Source organism: Microcoleus sp. AT8-B5, assembly GCF_036705565.1.
Classification (GTDB): domain Bacteria; phylum Cyanobacteriota; class Cyanobacteriia; order Cyanobacteriales; family Microcoleaceae; genus Microcoleus.
In genome coordinates, this window is the sequence record NZ_JAUBUY010000016.1 from 24,048 (window position 1) to 42,583 (window position 18,536).

An 18,536-nucleotide genomic window follows, 5' to 3' on the forward strand; every position below is an offset into this window, starting at 1 on the left:
TTAAAGACTTTAGCTGCCCAATTTTTCTAGGTTCTGCCTCGATTTAATCCTGCAATTAAAACTATTTTCTGGCTTTTAACTCTGCAATTACTGTAATTCATCCGGCGACAAATAGCGATAAGATAGGCAGGTTGACTCTGCGGAATTTTACTCACATGAAATCAAATCAAACCGCTGCGAGTTCGTCTGCCAAATTTAAGCGGGTGGGCGTTGTCGGCGGCGGCCAGCTAGCTGGAATGATGGGGGATGCTGCTAGGGCGCTAGGTATTGAATTGGTAGTGCAAACTCCCCATGCTACTGACCCGGCCGTTTCTGTTGCTGCTGGTGCTGTTTTGGCTGCTGTTGATGATGTTTTGGCTACGGCTCAATTGGCGGCTGGATGCGATGTTATTACTTTTGAAAATGAGTTTGTAAATTTAGATGGTTTGCTGCCACTAGAACAGCAAGGTGTGTTATTTCAGCCGAGTTTGTCGTCGCTTTCTCCTTTGTTGGATAAGTACGTTCAGCGCTGTTATTTACAAGGTTTGGGTTTGCCAACTCCGAGGTTTTGGGAATGGGATTGCAGCGCGGATTTGCCCCCGGAATTGTTTGATTCGGTGGCGATCGACTTTCCGGCAATTTCTGTTTCCGACAGCGTGCAGATTGCAGGAGACTCGGATGCTGGATCGATCGACTTTCCCTTTGTCGTCAAAGTTCGCCGCCACGGTTATGACGGCCAAGGTACTTTTATTGTTAAGGATCGGGGGAGTTTTGAGTCAATTCGTGCTACACTCCAAGGTCAGTCTTTGCTAGTGGAAGAGTTTGTGCCGTTCGATCGCGAGTTGGCTGTGATTGCAGCTCGATCGGCAAATGGGGAAATTGCGACTTATCCGATCGTGGAAACTCAGCAGCAAAATCAGGTTTGTCATCTGGTGATTGCGCCCGCTGATATTAGTTTAGAGGTGAAAAATGAAGCTTGTGCGATCGCCCGCACTCTCCTCAACAGTTTGCAAGCTGTCGGCGTATTCGGCATTGAATTATTTTTAACCGCCGACAATAAGCTGTTAGTCAATGAAATTGCACCCCGCACTCACAACTCGGGACATTTTACGATCGATGCTTGCGAAACTTCCCAATTTGAACAGCATTTGCGCGCAGTTTGTCAACTGCCTTTAGGTAATTCGGCTCTGAAATGTGCAGGCGCTGTCATGGTAAATTTGCTAGGCTACGAGTCTGCCCAGTCCGATTATTTAGCAAAAAGACAACAACTGGCACAAATTAGTGGTGCTTTTGTCCATTGGTATGGTAAGAAAGAATCGCGTCCCGGCCGCAAACTCGGTCACGTTACAGTTGTGATCGACGCGGATTTGGTGGCTCAGGGGCGATCGCAAGCACTGGCGATCGCTCAAACCGTAGAATCCATCTGGTATGCAAGTTAAATTGCTCGAAGCTTGCCAAAATCGGGTTAGTTGGTATATATTTAATAAAGGTTCTACTGCGACGTTGGTGACTGCCAATAATGTTTTTTTGATCTATAACTCTTAACTCTCGGGAATCAAGATGTTTGGACAGCAGTAAACTGGGCTTGTACCCAGAAACTTTAAGTCCGAGCCAACGGTACCCACCTGGTAAAATACCAGGTCAAAAGCTGAGGTAAGACGGCGTTGCGGGGAACCATTAAAATTTGGATAGAGATAGGCGCTGTGAAATATGGCTAGCCTATTTTTTTTTGAGATAAGCTGTTGCATATTTAAACTATACAAGCATTACCCTTGTTTTTGATTTGGCGACCCCATTTAATTATTAATTGTCCTTCATTTAAGAGGATCTGCAATAAATACTCCAGCTCTTCAATAGATGTAAAAAGTCGATTTGCAATATATTTTATCGAAAAATAACGGATATGGAATGAGAATTAAATAACTTAGAATGCGTGATGGTTCTTGTGGGATGGGCGTCCCGCCCGCCCTGAATATACAATTTAAATGCGCGACAGCTTAGCAGTCTATTTGCAAATTTGAGATGTTCCCAATCATCTTGCGATCGCCCTGGTAATAATTTCCACAAACTGATGCAGTAAAGCAGTCATTCTATTTTAGATTTTAGATTTTGGATTTTGGATTGAACCCACGGATAAATTCGGGGGCTTGAGGATTTTAGATTTGAGATTTTGGATTGATTCCACGGATAAATTACGTGGCGGGTACCACCTTTGAAATTCTTGGTCAACTCTCAGCAAAATCTCCGGCGTGGAATCGATCGCCCTTCCAATAAAAATATTTAACCAAGGTGGGCAAAAGCCCACCCTAATTCCTACTTCCCTACAGTGAAATACTCATTCTTAGCATACACGCTAATAATGCAGTCTCCCACTTCAAAAAACATCCCCTCTTGCTCATCTTTAGAAAATTGCAAGTTGCCGTATTTAGAATTAATTTCCTCAGCAGTCGCCGCTTTTGCCTCCATTTCATCCGGGATAAGTCCAGTAGAACCGATATAGAAAACCAGCGGTGAAACTTTTTCCCTGTACACTTTTTCAGCATAAGCTTCCAGTCGCTCATTCGCATTAGCTAAAGCAGCGACAAATTCGTCTCGCTTGACATCTTCTCCCTGCCATTTCGCTTGCAAAAGGCGCAGCAAACTATCTGCACCCACTTTGGCTAAAGTAGCGCTAACAATTCCGTTATCCTCCAACCCCAAAAACTCATCAAAAATCAGTTTCATCAAGTCGTCAACTTTGGTGATTTTTGTTCGGGATGACAGCGTTTTGTGGGCGAAGACAACAGGCTCATCTAAGGTGATGTCAAATGTCGGTTTTGCTAGCTTTTCGCCCGTGTTTTTGTGGTAAACTTCATAAAGGCGATCGAGAAATTTGTTGGCCGAGTGCAACTTGCCGAAGTTGAGGATGTTTTTGCTGCCGATGTCGATTTTGTAGCTGACTCGCGAATCTACTGAACCGTTGGCGATCGCACTTTTTAAATCTGTGTATTCCGTCGTCGTCGGAAAGTTGATGTAAAGGCTTTTTGACAGATAATGCTGTTTCAATTCTTCCAATTGTTCCGCAGTGTAAGCCTCAGATTCCTCCTTCAAATGAGCCGAGAGAATGCTAGAGAGAATTTTGATTTCTGCTAGTTCCTCAAACACTCCGTCAAGGCTGCCGTAACGCCCGTCAAAAGGCACGAGGGGCAAAGTCTCTAACTTAATATCGTACTCGGAACGGAAGTCAAATTATTGCACGGGCGAACCGTCTTTTTCAAGGAGACCGCATTTTTTGAGCAAATCAAACACAGGTTTGCTGCTGATTTTGGTTCGCAGCGACTTAATATTAACTTCGCCGTCGCTGACAATGGTATAATTGTTGAAAGTATTGAGGTCTGTAACTAGAATTCCCGCCACTTCGGCGATTAAAGTTTCATCCTCAACTTTTACCAGCTTAGCTTTTCGGGTAATCAGCATATTGATGGTAGCGGTATTTTGATTGATGGCAAATGAACCCATTTGCACGTATTCGCCACCATCTAAGAATTCAGTTTTCAGCCAAGGCTTGACAAGGTTGCCGTTTTCGTCTCGCTTTCCTTCAATTCGCTTCAAACCTTTTCGCTGATAATTTTCTTGCAAGTGTTTCAAGTTGATGATGATGCTGTTGCTGTTTTCCTCCAATATCTTGATTAACTCCAGCAGGGAAATTTTCTCGCTAACTTTTACCCGATCGCCAATTTCATGATTTTTCAACACATCAGGCGCAAAAACAGCCTGTTCCAAATCTTCCGTAAACTCGGCTATTTGGGCATTTGTCAAAGCTTTCGCGTGTTTTTCCGTCAAAGTAGCATCGAAGGTGCTCGCCAGCGCATACTTAGCCGTATTTAAATTGCCGTCAGCGAGGTTAGCTTTCGCAAAAGCCAACACCGACCACGAATTTCTTCATGTGGTACCCGCCACGTGATTTATCCGTGGAATCAATCCCAAATCGAAAATCGAAAATCACTTATTGCCCCCGCATTTATCCCTGGGGTCAATCCAAAATCTAAAATCTAAAATCTAAAATCGAATGACTCATCAGTTTGAGCAACGGGAACATCTAATTTGTCATACTCATCTTTGGCGACTTTCTGATATTTGTAAAACAGTCCGCGATCGTCTGCTTTCAGCCCGCAGATTTTCAGCGTACTCGATGAACCGTTGATTTTCTTGCCACTTTTGGAAACAAAAACTTGATAATCATATTCCTTAATTAACGGTTCTTCCAGCGGCGGTGCAACGGAACTGCCTAACAGTTTTGTGCTGTCGTAAAGAGCATCATAAACCATTTTAACTTCGCCCGCGCGGATGCAATTTCCCGATAATGTGTTGGCGATTTTGGAGAGAAGTTTGAAGTCAGCAGAGGCATAGGATATGGTGTTGGCAAACACATCCATGTCTTTGAGTTCTTCGCAAATTTCCCCTAGTTTTGCAGCTTCCGAATTGGCACTTGGGTCATTTGCATAGCCGTCTGTGTGCAAATTTATCGCTGTCATTTCTCCCGCTTTAACCAGAGATTTAGCGAGTTGCATCGACTGCGATATGCAGGTAGAGCCAGCCGTGTGGATTTTTTGAATTTCTTTGATGTATGGAGAGTCAAACTTCAGCACTTCTTGAATGGGAATTCGCTGGAAATGACAAATTACGTCCCCATTGCCAGCATAGGAAATCAGGCTGACGATTAGCTTGTAATTGTTGTACTCGTCTAAGGTCAAAAGCTTGATTAGGGTTTCTTTCAGCGGTTCTAAGTCATAATACATTGAGCCGGAACGATCGATGATGATGATGCTGTGAGCGACGGATTTTTCTGGGATATCGCCTGGTGTTCTCTCTAAATTAATGCGATCGACTAGATAGAATGCCTTGGCGTTTCCGGCAAAATTGTAGAGGGTAAACTTGGTGCGAGTATTGGAGGCTGCTTGGCTGCTGGAACGTTTGACTTGAGATGATTGTTTTGCTTGCCGTGCCATAGTTTTCACCTATGTTGACTTATTCATCAACTTAATCATGACACGCGCTTCTGTGGATGTCAAGGCCTGTGTGGAAAATTATGTGCGAGGCTGAATAATCATTAATATTTAGCCCTGCGATGCCAGGGAAAACTGCGGCGATAGGCTAAAGGTGGGCTGTTTTGGCAAAAGTAGTGGATCTGCGTAATACCAATTTAATGTGAAGTTGCACATATCTCGATCCCCCTAAATCCCCCTTAAGAAGGGGGACTTTGATCGGAATCTTGTCCCCCCCTTATTAAGGGGGGCTAGGGGGGATCGGATTCTATGGAGGCTCATAAAAAATTGGTATAAGTCGTTTAGAAAATATTTAGTCAATCATGGTTTATTTAGAAAATCCGGTGCTCAAACTTTATCTAAATCTAATCGGATGGGTGACGTTGGGATTCATTCTCGGCCGCCTGCTACCGAGAAGCTATTCTACATATTTAGCCAAGTTTCTTTTCTTCTTTGGCACGCCATTGAGCATTGTTGCTTTTATCCGCAGCGCCAATTTGTCGGGCGCTATTTGGATGGCGCCGCTGATAGCTTGGGCGGCAATTCTAGCAGGTGGAGGACTCGCTTGGATTTTGATAAGTTTCGGTGTCGGCGACGAACGTTTTAAGACTATTAATCCGATCGCCCAAAATAGCCCGGAACACACGAGCGCTTGGAGTTTGCCCACTCAAGGCAGCTTTTTATTGGCAACGATGCTGGGTAATACGGGTTTTTTAGGCATTCCCGTCACCTTGTCCTTATTAGGTTCGGAACACTTTGCCTGGGCGTTGTTTTACGACTTGCTAGGCACTACGATGGGAATGAATATACTGGGAGTTGCTATTGCTTCTCACTGCGGTAAAAGCGATCGCCGTCAGGGTTGGTTAACACCCCTGCTGGCAATCTTTCAGAATCCGGCACTGTGGGCTTTTGGTTTAGGATTTATCTCGCGCAGCTTGCCGCTGTCGGCACCAATCGCAGAATTGTTAACAACAGGTGCTTGGACGGTAATTACTTTAGCTTTAATTACGATCGGGATGCAGTTGAGCAAGTTGAATTCCTTGCACAACCTCAAACCAGTTTTGGCTTGTCTGGCGATTAAAATGCTGTTTATTCCCTTGGTAATTGGCACGGGATTAACGTTTTTTGGCATCGCAGGCGCGCCGCGACTCGTGCTAGTGCTGCAAATGGCGATGCCTCCTGCTTTTGGTACTACGTTGTTGGCAGAAGCTTTCAATCTCGATCGCGAATTAGCCGTAACAGCGATCGGTCTCGGCTGCGTTAGTTTATTATTCACTATTCCCCTATGGATGAGGCTATTTAATTTTTAATAAAAATAGCATTTGGTAAGTTTAAAAAGTGTATTATTTCAGTGATACCCATCACAATTTTTGAGCGCTATATGTCATATTAATTTAACAATCACTGGACAGGGAAAGTGTATTGGCTTCTCCTAATGTGGAAATAGCCCGTGGAGGACGGGAAGAATATAAGTATGGCAAGTATAAATTTTAGATTGACAGGTTATCAAATTCTCGATCGCATTTACTCAGGAACTCGCACCCTAGTTTATCGAGCTTTCCGTATTGACGACAAACAGCCAGTCGCCATCAAAGTCTTGCGGAGTCAGTATCCCAGCTTCAGCGAACTGGTGCAATTTCGCAATCAGTACACGATCGCCAAAAACCTCAACTTGCCCGGAATCATCGAAACCTACAGCTTAGAAACCTACCACAACAGCTATGCGTTGGTAATGGAAGACTTTGGGGGAATTTCTATAAAAGAATGGACGGAAGAAAGGGAAACTGGGCCGTCTCTGATGGAGTTTTTGCAAGTTGGGATCGACCTGAGTGATACATTAGATATACTCTATCGCCACCGGATAATTCACAAAGACATTAAACCCGCCAATATTTTAATTAATCCGCATACAAAACAAGTCAAACTCATTGACTTTAGTATTGCATCTTTGCTGCCGCGAGAAACTCAAACCCTGATGAATCCTAACGTACTGGAAGGAACACTGGGTTATTTGTCTCCCGAACAAACGGGAAGGATGAATCGCGGCATAGACTACCGCACAGACTTTTACTCTTTGGGCGTAACTTTTTACCAATTGCTGGCGGGACAATTGCCGTTTCAATCCAACGATGCGATGGAATTGCTACACTGTCATATTGCCAAGCAACCACCATCACTGCATCAAATCAATCCTGAAATCCCGCCCGTACTTTCGGAGATTGTCAGCAAATTAATGGGGAAAAATGCCGAAGACCGCTATCAGAGTGCGTCGGGGCTGAAATTCGATTTAGAATTTTGTTTGGAGCAACTTGAAGAAAAGGGTAAGATAGAGAGTTTTACGATCGCCCAGAGGGATGTTGGCGATCGATTCACTATACCAGAAAAACTTTATGGTCGCGAAACAGAAGTAGAAACCCTACTCGAAGCCTTCGATCGCGTCAGTAGTGACCGAACTGAAATGATGCTAGTAGGTGGTTTTTCTGGCATTGGAAAAACTGCAATTGTAAATGAAGTTCAAAAACCAATTGTCCGCCAGCGCGGCTATTTTATCAAAGGTAAATTTGACAAATTTAACCGCAACATTCCTTTCTCAGCTTTTGTGCAAGCATTTCGAGACTTAATGGGACAATTGTTGAGCGAAAGTGACGAGGAGTTGAAAAAATGGCAAACTCAAATATTGCAAGCACTGGGTGATAACGCACAAGTCATTATTGAAGTAATTCCCGAACTCTAAAAAATTATTGGCCAACAATCACCTGCACTAGAATTATCAGGAACAGCGGCAAAAAATCGGTTTAATTTGCTGTTCCAAAACTTTATTAAGGTGTTCACAAAACCCAAACATCCCCTGGTGATGTTTTTGGATGACTTGCAGTGGGCAGATTCCGCCTCGCTGCGGTTAATGGAAATGCTGGTGGCCGATGCGACAATCGGCTATTTATTAGTAATTGGTGTCTACCGAGATAATGAAGTGTTTGCAGCACATCCGTTGATGCTGACACTGGATGCAATGGCAAAAGCTGGGGCGACGGTGAATACTCTGACGCTGGAACCGTTGAGTTCAGAAAGTCTCAATCATTTGGTTGCTGATACGCTCAATTGTGCTCCATATTGGGCAAAACCGTTGGCGGATTTGCTGGCACAAAAAACCCAGGGAAATCCCTTTTTTGCAACGCAGTTTCTCAAAGCACTGCATCAGGATGGGCTGATTGAGTTTGATCGGCTTGCTGGTTATTGGCAGTGCGATATTGTGCGAGTTAGGGAGGCAGCGCTGACGGATGATGTGGTCGAGTTTATGGCGTTGCAGTTGCAAAAATTGCCGCCAGCGACTCAGAATGTGTTGAAGTTGGCTGCTTGTGTTGGTAATCAGTTTGATTTGGGGACTTTGGCAGTTGTTTCCGAGCAATTGGAAACGGAAACGGCGGCGGATTTGTGGAAGGCTTTGCAAGAGGGGTTAATCCTGCCTGAAAGTGAAGTCTACAAGTTTTATATGGGGCGAGAAAGACAGGAGGAGGCCGAAAATTCGGAGGTGGTGAATTACAAGTTTTTGCACGATCGCGTTCAGCAAGCTGCCTATTCTTTAATTCCCGAACAAGAGCGATCGCGCGTTCACTATCAGATTGGACAATTGCCGATCCAGCAAATTTCACCCGCAGCTATAGAAGAGGAAATTTTTTCAGTTGTCAATCAGTTGAATTATGGTATTGCGCTGATTGAAAACCAAACAGAACGATCTGAATTGGCGCAACTCAACCTCACGGCTTGCCGCAAAGCCAGAGGCGCTACTGCTTATCAAGCTGCTCGCGATTATGCTGCGATCGGGCTAAATTTGCTGGGAGAGAGCGCTTGGCAACGACAGTACGAGATGACCTTGAACTTGCACGACATAGCAGCAGAAGTGGCTTCACTCTGTGGTGATTTTGACCAGATGAATCAGTGGATTGACACTGTGATTTATCATACCAGAACTCCCCTAGAGCGAGTGAGCGTTTACATCGTCAAAATTCAGGCATTATCGTCCCAGAACAAGTTTTTAGAAGCAATTGCTATCGGTTTGTTGAGTCTAAAAGAACTAGGAGTTGAGTTGCCCGATCGCCCTACATCAGAAGATATTCAGCAAGCAGTGCAGGAAATTAATAGCTCGATCGGCGATCGACCGATTGAAGAGTTATTCGAGCTGCCAGCGATAGTGGATGCCCAAAAACTGGCCACCATGCAAGTGGCGGCAAGTATGGTGTCAGTTTGTTATGTGGTCGGTTGGTCTTTGTTTGCGTTGGTGACTGCCTTACAGGTAAATTTATCAAAAATTTGGGTTTAAAACCCTGTCCTTCTAGGACGGCTTTAATTTCTTAAAACTTCTTTCAACAAGTCCAGTAAGTTCCTATATTTGTGATATACTATAAAAGTCAAGGTTTAATTCCTTTACCATCGTAAAACAGTTAAGACACACTTTTAGGTATAAACCGGGGGACGCAGAGCAGCGAAAACTCTTTAAACAGCTAGAGGTTGAATTAAACCTTAAACCAGTTAAAACAAACTATTCTTTTAGGATTGTTAAGTAGGGTAGGGCATACCCAAACTCTAGGTAAATATCCTAGTACGCTTTTGGAGATAGACCCGCTGGGGTGGCTGCGAATCAGGCTCGTTAATTGGTAGTTTTCTACGGTTAAAAGGTCTGAATATTGCCTTTCATGACGCAACACTTAAAGGTTAGTCGCTGAATTAAGAATCCTCGCACTTTTAGGTCGGGGAGTGTCAATTGCATAAGTGGCAGTTGGTAGAAGCAGAGAAATACCGAGTTGCCAGACAGAGGGCAGAAGCTATTGAAATGTACGATCGCGCTATTTCTGGAGCGAAAGAAAACAAATACATCCAAGAAGAAGCCCTCGCTAACGAACTAGCAGCTAAATTCTACCTCGACTGGGGCAAAGAAAAAGTGGCCCAAGCCTATATGCAAGAGGCTTATTACTGTTACGATCGCTGGGGTGCAAAAGCCAAAATCGATGACTTAGAAAAACGCTATCCCCAACTTCTTGCTCCCCTATTGCACGCAATAGAAAACCGTTTGGCAATCAGCGAAACTCGCCTCCACCCAATCAATAAATCGTCAATCTTACCTCAAACATTCCCACGAATTTTATCGAGGTGCGACAGTATTTACGAAACCCTCGATTTCGCGGCTATTCTCAAAGCCTCCCAAACTCTATCGAGTGAAATTAAATTAGAAAAATTGCTAGCTGGACTGATGTCTGTGGTGATGGAAAATGCCGGAGCAAAAAAAGCAGTTCTCCTGTTGCTTAAGGATGGGAATCTCGCGATCGAAGCTGTAGCCTCCTTCCATCAAGATGTCATCTCAATATCTGTACCGCTGTCAGCCAGCGACGAGGTTCCCGCTGCTGTGGTCAACTATGTTAAGCGGACTTGGAAAACTGTGGTTTTGGATAATGCTGCAGTACAAAACGATTTTATTGCCGATCCGTATTTGATGCAGAAAAAGCCCAAAAGTGTGCTGTGCGTGCCAATTTTAAATCAGGGTAAATTAATCGGGTTGCTATATCTAGAAAATAACTTGACAATTGGTGCATTTACAGAAGATCGCACTGATCTCATCCAACTTTTGTGCGCCCAAGCGGCTATCTCTATAGAAAATGCTCGCTTGTACCAACAATCTCAAGCTTATGCACAAGAATTAGAGCGATCGCTCTTTGATTTGCAGCAAGCACAGTTACAGATCGTGCAAAGCGAAAAAATGTCCACATTGGGCAATCTAGTCACAGGAATAGCCCACGAAATAAATAATCCTGTCGGCTTTATTAGTGGCAATATTGAGGAAGCAACCACCACGATTAAAGATGTGATTGGCCACTTAAAATTATATCAAGAAAAACTGCCAGATCCCGGCGAGGAAATTGAAGAAGATGCTGAGGATATTGATTTAGAGTATGCCTTAGAAGATTTGCCAAAAATGCTGTTGTCGATGAAAGTCGGGTGCGATCGCATTCGCGGCATTAGCACCAGCCTCCGCACCTTCTCCAGAGCCGATAAAGACTACAAAGTTCCGTTTAATATCCATGAGGGCATTGACAGCACTATCTTAATTTTGAAACATCGGCTGAAAGCCAACGAACACCATCCTGCGATCGAAGTCGTCACAGACTACGGCAATCTCCCTCAAATCGAATGCTTTCCCGGTCAACTGAACCAAGTCTTTATGAACCTGCTTGCTAACGCGATCGATGCTCTAGAAGAATCAAGCCAAGGAGGTAGTTTCGAGGCTCTGAAAGCCTATCCCCACTGTATCACAGTTCGTACCAGTCAGTCGGGCGATCGACACATCAAAATTCAGATTGCCGATAACGGGGCGGGCATGACCGAAGCAGTGAAACAGCGGATTTTTGACCATCTGTTCACAACGAAGGCAGTAGGAAAAGGCACTGGGTTAGGATTGGCGATCGCCCGCCAGATTGTAGTCGAAACCCACGGCGGAACAATTGAGGTGAATTCCCATCAGGGAGAGGGAACTCAATTTGAGATAGTGTTACCTGTTACCGAATAAAAGTTGACTGTTGACTGTTAACTGATGACGGTTGACGGTTGACGGTTGACTGATGACTGAGGAGTGTTGACTGTTAACTGATGACGGTTGACTGTTGACTGTTGACGGTTAACCGTTGACTAATGACTAATGACTAATGACTAATGACTAATGACTGATGACTAATGACTAATGACTAATCGGGCCTTATACCAGCCCCGATCGCAACTCCGAACAGGGACAAAACTTCCCGCGCCCCTTCGCCTGATCCCCACAATCTCAACTATGCTAACGTAGGCAAGCAGCAATCCCTTGTCACGAAGGTGATTAATATAATTTCAAACAATTTATTTGATTTAGGAGCGGTGTATCCCGTATGGCAAACCTGATCGGCACAGACAGCAACGACTTTATTCTAGGAACTCCGCTGAGCGATCGAATTCGCGGCTTAGATGGCGATGACACGGCCCTGGGTGCGGGAGGAGATGACACCCTAGAGGGCGACGGCGGCAACGACCAGCTTCTGGGAGGTGACGGAGCAGATTCGCTGATTGGCGGTGAAGGAAATGACGAACTTATTGGCAACCAAGGCCGCGATTTTGCTTCCGGCGGAAACGGCGACGACTCAATTCGCGGTGGTTTGGGCAACGACATCCTCGAAGGCAACGACGGGATAGACAGCGTGTTGGGAGACGCCGGGGACGACTTAGTTTTTGGCAACGGAGGCTTTGATGTAATTGCCGGCGGTACTGGTAACGACACCCTCACAGGGAATGACGGCGACGATTCCGTGTTCGGCAATGCTGATGACGACTTTCTCTACGGGAATGCGGGGAACGATTCTCTCAACGGCGGCAGTGGTAGAGATCAAATGTTGGGCGCTGAGGGCAACGATTATTTGACCGGCGGCGACGGCGACGACACTTTGTACGGCAATGCTGACAACGATTCGCTTTTCGGAGATGCTGGTAATGACCAGATATTCGGCGGCAAGGCTGACGATACAGTTTTTGGCGGCACCGGTTCCGATACCCTTCGCGGCGATGAAGCCGACGACTCGGTACTGGGAGATGAAGGCAATGACTTTTTGTTTGGTGGCAAAGGTAATGATGGTATCGACGGCGGTTTTGGCGATGACTCCTTGGCTGGAGGTATCGGCGACGATACAATTTTGGGCGGTTTCGGCAATGACAATTTATTTGGAGCAGAGGGTAATGATTCTTTAATCGGAGGCGAGGGTTCGGATACTCTGACTGGCGGCAGCGGCAGCGATGTCTTTGGATTGGGAGCCGGGCCTGGCAGTCTGGCTTTAATTACTGATTACAATGACACAGAGGATTTCTTTGGACTGCCGAGCAATTTATCTTTCGCTCAACTGCTAGTTACCCAAGGCAACGGTGCAAATGTCAGGGATACAGTAATTACGACGCTCGACGGCAAGCTTTTAGCAATTTTGATCGACACTCCGGCGGCGCTAATCGAAGCGAATGATTTTATCGCTGTGACTGGGACGGCTACTCCCAGGCCAACCACCATTACCACTACAACTACAACTACAGTTACAAGCACAATTACAGATCCAACTCAACCTCAAACTTCAACTACAGAATCACTTCCAACTCCGTCTCCAACTCCCACGGAAGCACCGACTCCAACTCCCACGGAAGCACCGACTCCAACTCCCACGGACGAAGCGACGCCTACTCTCACGGAAGCACCGACTCCGACTCCCACGGAAGCACCGACTCCGACTCCCACAGCAGCGCCGACTCCGACGCCAACTGCTGCGCCGACTCCGACTCCCACAGCAGCACCGACTCCGACTCCCACAGCAGCACCGACTCCGACTCCGACGCCAACTGCTGCGAGGATTCCTACTGCACCGACAGTTAGCCCGCCTGATGATTCGCCTCTGGTGTCAATGAGTTCTCTGGCCCCGACTCCGACTCCCGGACTATTGCCAATGCCGGGCCAGACGCCGATATTCCCGACGGTGCCGAACCTGATACCTTTTCCTACACCTGTCCCTCCACCTTTCGGGTTGTAGGTGCGATCGCGCAGTTTAGTGATGAGTTATGAGTTAATGTAAAACTCACTAAACTCATAACTCAAAACTATTTAACGTCCTGGGGAGTTTCGGCCGAGTCTTCTGGCGACTCGGCTGGAGAATCTTCTAGGGGAGATAATTGTTGGCTATACTCCAAGAGCGATCGAAGCTTCATGCGGTGGATGTAAGGCCAGCCGCCATTGGCTTCAATATTCCTGAGCAGTTTGTAAAGTGCTTGGCGGTTGTCGGGAAAAGACGCTTGAAACAAACCGTCCCGAATTTCCCGGTGCGAAGCTTCCAGCCTCCGCAGCAGGGCCAAAAGCAGCAGACTGTCTCCCTGACAACTTTCGCCTAAAGTCCGAATCGCCTCTGTCAGCGATTGCATTTGAGACTGCAACTTTTCTGACTCTAAATCTTTGCCGTTGTCCATACTGCTGCTTCCTTTGAAATCTACAAGGCCTTTGTCCCCAGCCTTTTGGTCAACCGACTAATCGAGCTAGTCGCGATCGCCATTCGGGGTCATAAGCAAAGTAACTTAAGTAGGTTGACTTAAGCAATATTAATTTGCAGTCCAAGTCAGGAAAAGAGCACAACCCGTCGTACCATGTGTATTGGGCTGCGATCCGAACATGATTGAGAAATCATAAGTTCATGCTTATTTTCACGACGCACTAGCTTGATTTTTTGAGTCAATGCCGGTCTCGGTGAAGCGAGGGATCAGGATCTAAATGCTACCCTAAGCGCTGGCCTAGCCTGCCGGCGGGCAATTATATTTTGCTCGAACTAGGGCTTTTTCTTAATATAATCCGATGTTGGATATTGAGGTTTGCAATGAAATATCGTGCTTTAATTGTTGCACTTTTAGCTTTTTGCATGAGTGCGCTGGTTGCTTGTTCTTCTGCTTCTGACACGACGGTGGCAACTACTGAGTTGCTCACCTACGACCAGATTAGAGGTACTGGCTTGGCTAATAACTGCCCTAGCTTGGCAGAAACTTCTCGGGGATCGATCCCCATCGAAGCGGGCGCCACCTATAAACTGACTGGTTTGTGTTTGCAGCCCACAACTTATTTTGTGAAGGAAGAACCAGCAAACAAACGCCAAGAAGCGGAATTTGTGCCTGGTAAATTGCTGACCCGGTTCACGTCGAGCATTGACCAAGTTCAAGGTACGCTCAAGGTCGGTACTGATGGAACTCTGACTTTCACAGAAGAAGACGGCTTGGATTTTCAAGCTATTACGATTCAATTACCGGGCGGAGAGCAAGTACCTTTCTTGTTTACCATTAAACAGCTAGTGGCAAGTTCCGAACCCGGAGTGGTTGCTATCAATACTTCCACCGATTTGAGAGGGGAGTTTAACGTTCCTTCTTACCGCAGCGCAGGCTTTTTAGACCCTAAAGCCCGCGGGGTATCGACTGGCTACGACAATGCTGTAGCGCTTCCGGCTAGTGACAATTCCAAACGGGTGCGGGCTAATGTTAAGGTTGCTGACACTCGCACCAAGGCCGGCAAAATTTCTCTCCAAGTTGCTAAAGTCAACAGCGCCACAGGCGAAGTTGGCGGGATTTTTGAGAGCACGCAGCCTTCTGATACTGATTTGGGAGCTAGACCGGCTCTGGACGTGAAAATTCGGGGTTTGTTTTACGCTCGCATTGAGCCTTCTGTGTCATAAAATTGGCTTTCAGGATCGATCGAATTTGAGCAGTTTCTGGCCGTAAAGCTCCTGCTCCCTCTTCATTAGCCAACAGTCTCGAGCAATATAACTTAGGACTGTTGACTAATGACTAAATTTATGGTTAAACTGTGGTCATTCGCAACTTATTAAGTTGGAATTTTTAATTAATTAAAGTATTGTATTAAAACCGCTTTCAGATTATAATATACTTGGGCAAAATCCCGGTTTAATTCTGGCTTGTCTCGAAAGTCTTCTACCTGATAAAGTTCTGCCTTATGCGGAAAACCTTCGGATAATTCAGCTAAATCCCTGCACCTTCGGAAAGTTAAACGGGTGTGTCCGCTATCACACCGATTAAGTGCTAGGATTACACTACCTAAAAGTGAATTTTTTTAGACTAGATTGGAAACTATATCTAAAGCAACTTCAGTCCTCTGCTCTACCAACCCTTATGTCACCATGTCTACCACAGTGCCGAACGAGCTAAAAAGCGAAAATTTGCAATTGTTGCGCGAGTACCAACTTTCTGGATCGAATGAAATCCGCAATCAGTTAGTTAAACTGAATGTTGGACTGGTCAGAAAAGAAGTTTACCACTGGCTCAACCAGTGCGGTGAAAGCTACGACGATTTGCTGCAAGTCGGATGTATTGGGTTGATCAGGGCGATCGAGCGGTTTGATATCGCCAAGGGACACGCTTTTAGTTCCTTTGCAATTCCCTACATACGGGGCGAAATTCAACACTACTTGCGCGACAAAAGCCCTTCGGTGCGCTTTCCCCGCCACTGGCAGTCCCTGGAACGCAAATCAGTAGCAGCGATCAAGGAGTTGCAGGTGCAGTTAAACCGGAAACCTACGGATGCTGAAGTAGCAGCAGCCCTTGAGGTTTCTGTACAAGAATGGCAAGAAATTAAGTTGGCCCATCTCAACAGATCGCCTCTGAGTTTGGACGCGCCGATGCAAGATGAAGACGAGGGGGCGACTTGTCTGGGAGAATTGGTACCCGATAGCAAGTATCGGAGTTTTCAGTTGGCGCAAGAGGATCAAATTCGCGTACAGCAAGCTTTGGCTATGTTGGAACAACGGACTCGCGAGATATTGGAGTTTGTTTTTCTCTACGATTTGACTCAGAAGGAAACGGCTGAACGCTTGGGTATCAGTGCGGTGACAGTTTCTCGGCGAGTTAAGAAGGGGCTGGATTTGCTCAAAGAGATTATGACTAAACAGCTTTAGTTATTATTAGTCAGTTGTTGGTTGTCAGTTGTCAGTTGTTGGTTGTCAGTTGTGAACAGTTAACAGTTAACAGTCAACCGTTAACAGTTAACAGTTAACCGTTAACAGTCAACAGACTAATTTTTAGATGCTGCGGACAAATTTATCGAGCCTTTCTACGGCTTTTTTAATGGTGCCTAAATCGGTAGCGTAAGACAAGCGAATGTGGTCATCTGCGCCAAAAGCAATCCCCGGAATAACTGCTACTTGCTGCTGTTCTAAGAAAGCGTCGCAAAATTCCAAAGAATTCATTCCAGTCTTGCTGATGTTGACAAACATATAGAAAGCACCGTCTGGTTTAATACAGCTAATTCCAGGGACAGCATCGAGTAATTCAAATATTACCTGACGCCTTTCGGCAAAAGCTAGACGCATTGTTTCGACAGACTCTTGACTGCTTTCCAAAGCTGCGATCGCACCGTACTGTGCAAAGGTACAGACATTTGAGGTACTGTGACCTTGAATGGTGTTGGTGGCTTTGATTAATTCGATCGGCCCGGCCAAATAACCGATTCGCCAGCCTGTCATCGAGTAAGCTTTAGCAAAACCGCTGCTGATCAGGGTGCGATCGAAGATTTCTTTGCCCAGGGAACCGATGCTGACGTGCTGGGCGTCGTCATATATAATTTTTTCGTAAATCTCGTCAGCAACGACTAAAATATCTCGATCGACTATCACCTCGGCCAATGCTTTGATTTCCGCCGGAGTATACACCATTCCCGTCGGATTAGAAGGCGAATTCAGTACAAATAACTTGGTTTTGGGAGTAATCGCTCGACTCAGTTGTTCCGGTGTAATTTTATATCCTGTAGAAGCATCAGTCCGTACAATTACTGGCTTGCCGCTAGCGAGTTTGACCATTTCTGGGTAGCTTAGCCAGTAGGGAGCCGGAATAATTACTTCCTCTCCCGGCTCGATCAGAGCCATCATCAGATTGTAGAGGGAATGCTTGCCGCCGTTGGTGACAATGATATTTTCTGGTTGATAGTGGAGATTGTTGTCGGATTGGAGTTTGCGGGCGATCGCAGCTTTTAACTGCGGTTCCCCAGCCACAGGGCCGTACTTAGTCTTCCCCGCGTCTAGAGCTTGTTTTGCCGCTGCTTTAATGTGTTCGGGGGTATCAAAGTCGGGTTCTCCCGTACTCAAACTACAGACATCAATCCCTTCGGCCTTCATAGCTTTAGCCTTAGCGGCGATCGCCAAGGTTATAGAAGGAGTAACCTCACCCACTCGTGCTGCCAACTTAATCATTGGATTTTAGATATTAGATTTTTGACTTTAGATCATAGGGCGACAAATCGTGATATTCAACCCTGTTGTTAGGGAATTATGACATTTGTTTACATAGTACGTAAAGGATTAAGCAATTAAAGAATAAAAATTAAAAAAGCTCTTAGTTTTAATTTTTATTTTTTAATTTTTCAATTTTGACGTTATTATTGTAGCATTTTTGATGCCTCGTTACCCTCAACGCCGATCTGCAAGCTTATGGATCTCAAATCTCTGATTCGCGACATTCCTGATTTCCCCAAGCCGGGAATTCTGTTTCGAGACATTACAACTTTGCTGCGCGACCCGCAAGGGCTGAGCTACACCATTGACAGCTTAGCGGAAAAATGCTCTGCAATGTCTGTTGACTATGTGGTGGGCATGGAATCGCGGGGCTTCATCTTTGGCGCGCCGTTGGCTTATAAAATGGGAATAGGCTTTATTCCTGTCCGCAAGCCGGGGAAACTGCCAGGTGCGGTTCATTTTGCTGAGTACGAATTGGAGTACGGTGTCGATCGACTGGAGATGCACCGAGATGCGATGACATCCGGCAGCCGGGTGCTGATTGTGGACGATTTAATCGCCACTGGCGGAACAGCGGCAGCGACGGCTAAATTGTTGGAACAAGCTGGCTGCGAGCTTGTCGGTTTTGCTTTTATCATTGAATTGCAGGGTTTGGGCGGCAGGCAGAAATTGCCGGATGTGCCGATCGTCACGCTAGTGGAATATTAGT

General features: G+C 45.8%; 11 protein-coding genes, 1 other RNA gene and 3 pseudogenes. 9 read left to right on the plus strand and 6 right to left on the minus strand.

Annotation, left to right across the window (positions count from 1 at the left end):
- The first annotated feature begins 155 nt into the window (after window positions 1-155).
- Window positions 156-1,418 carry a 5-(carboxyamino)imidazole ribonucleotide synthase gene (locus tag QUB39_RS13145; protein WP_333485070.1) on the plus strand — a complete coding sequence of 421 codons (1,263 nt, stop codon included), beginning with the start codon at window positions 156-158 and terminating at the stop codon, window positions 1,416-1,418.
- 50 nt (window positions 1,419-1,468) lie between these two features.
- Window positions 1,469-1,656: non-coding RNA, 6S RNA (ssrS, locus tag QUB39_RS13150), on the plus strand.
- 73 nt (window positions 1,657-1,729) lie between these two features.
- On the opposite strand, the pseudogene QUB39_RS13155 reads toward ssrS, so the two are convergent.
- The 4 genes and pseudogenes from QUB39_RS13155 to QUB39_RS13170 all read right to left on the minus strand — a co-directional run.
- A pseudogene (locus tag QUB39_RS13155) lies at window positions 1,730-1,864 on the minus strand (IS630 family transposase); the annotation flags it as partial.
- A gap of 428 nt (window positions 1,865-2,292) precedes the next feature.
- On the minus strand, window positions 2,293-3,168 hold the full coding sequence (locus QUB39_RS13160; RefSeq protein WP_333312636.1) for a hypothetical protein: 876 nt from the start codon (window positions 3,166-3,168) through the stop codon (window positions 2,293-2,295).
- 39 nt (window positions 3,169-3,207) lie between these two features.
- Entirely contained in the window at window positions 3,208-3,885 is a 678-nt protein-coding gene (locus QUB39_RS13165) for a hypothetical protein (protein ID WP_333485071.1), read from the minus strand.
- 125 nt (window positions 3,886-4,010) lie between these two features.
- Window positions 4,011-4,967 (minus strand): hypothetical protein, encoded by a 957-nt coding sequence (locus QUB39_RS13170; RefSeq protein WP_333053692.1) that lies wholly within the window; start codon window positions 4,965-4,967, stop codon window positions 4,011-4,013.
- A 359-nt stretch (window positions 4,968-5,326) separates the two neighbouring features.
- Between QUB39_RS13170 and QUB39_RS13175 the strand changes: the two genes are divergently transcribed.
- The 4 genes and pseudogenes from QUB39_RS13175 (at window position 5,327) to QUB39_RS13190 (ending at window position 13,585) form a co-directional block, all read left to right on the plus strand.
- The gene (locus tag QUB39_RS13175) at window positions 5,327-6,313 is read left to right on the plus strand and encodes an AEC family transporter (RefSeq protein ID WP_333208175.1); all 987 of its coding nucleotides are present in this window, start codon (window positions 5,327-5,329) and stop codon (window positions 6,311-6,313) included.
- A 164-nt stretch (window positions 6,314-6,477) separates the two neighbouring features.
- Window positions 6,478-9,306, plus strand: a pseudogene (locus QUB39_RS13180) (ATP-binding protein); the annotation flags it as partial.
- 456 nt (window positions 9,307-9,762) lie between these two features.
- Window positions 9,763-11,559: pseudogene (locus QUB39_RS13185) on the plus strand (GAF domain-containing sensor histidine kinase); the annotation flags it as partial.
- Window positions 11,560-11,914: 355 nt separating this feature from the next.
- Window positions 11,915-13,585 (plus strand): calcium-binding protein, encoded by a 1,671-nt coding sequence (locus QUB39_RS13190; RefSeq protein WP_333053689.1) that lies wholly within the window; start codon window positions 11,915-11,917, stop codon window positions 13,583-13,585.
- 67 nt (window positions 13,586-13,652) lie between these two features.
- Here QUB39_RS13190 and QUB39_RS13195 read toward each other — a convergent pair whose 3' ends face one another.
- On the minus strand, window positions 13,653-14,015 hold the full coding sequence (locus QUB39_RS13195) for a hypothetical protein (protein ID WP_333053688.1): 363 nt from the start codon (window positions 14,013-14,015) through the stop codon (window positions 13,653-13,655).
- Between the two features lie 401 nt (window positions 14,016-14,416).
- Between QUB39_RS13195 and QUB39_RS13200 the strand changes: the two genes are divergently transcribed.
- Both QUB39_RS13200 and QUB39_RS13205 read left to right on the plus strand, forming a co-directional pair.
- A complete protein-coding gene (locus tag QUB39_RS13200; protein WP_333053687.1) occupies window positions 14,417-15,259 on the plus strand; it encodes a photosystem II manganese-stabilizing polypeptide in 843 nt (280 codons plus the stop codon).
- A gap of 462 nt (window positions 15,260-15,721) precedes the next feature.
- Entirely contained in the window at window positions 15,722-16,495 is a 774-nt protein-coding gene (locus tag QUB39_RS13205; RefSeq protein ID WP_333053793.1) for an RNA polymerase sigma factor SigF, read from the plus strand.
- 123 nt (window positions 16,496-16,618) lie between these two features.
- On the opposite strand, the gene QUB39_RS13210 is transcribed toward QUB39_RS13205, so the two are convergent.
- Window positions 16,619-17,785 carry a pyridoxal phosphate-dependent aminotransferase gene (locus QUB39_RS13210; protein WP_333208173.1) on the minus strand — a complete coding sequence of 389 codons (1,167 nt, stop codon included), beginning with the start codon at window positions 17,783-17,785 and terminating at the stop codon, window positions 16,619-16,621.
- A gap of 237 nt (window positions 17,786-18,022) precedes the next feature.
- Here QUB39_RS13210 and QUB39_RS13215 point away from each other — a divergent pair, with 237 nt between their 5' ends.
- Window positions 18,023-18,535, plus strand: a complete 513-nt coding sequence (locus QUB39_RS13215) for an adenine phosphoribosyltransferase (RefSeq protein ID WP_333175468.1) — start codon at window positions 18,023-18,025, stop codon at window positions 18,533-18,535.
- The last annotated feature ends 1 nt before the right edge of the window (window position 18,536 follow it).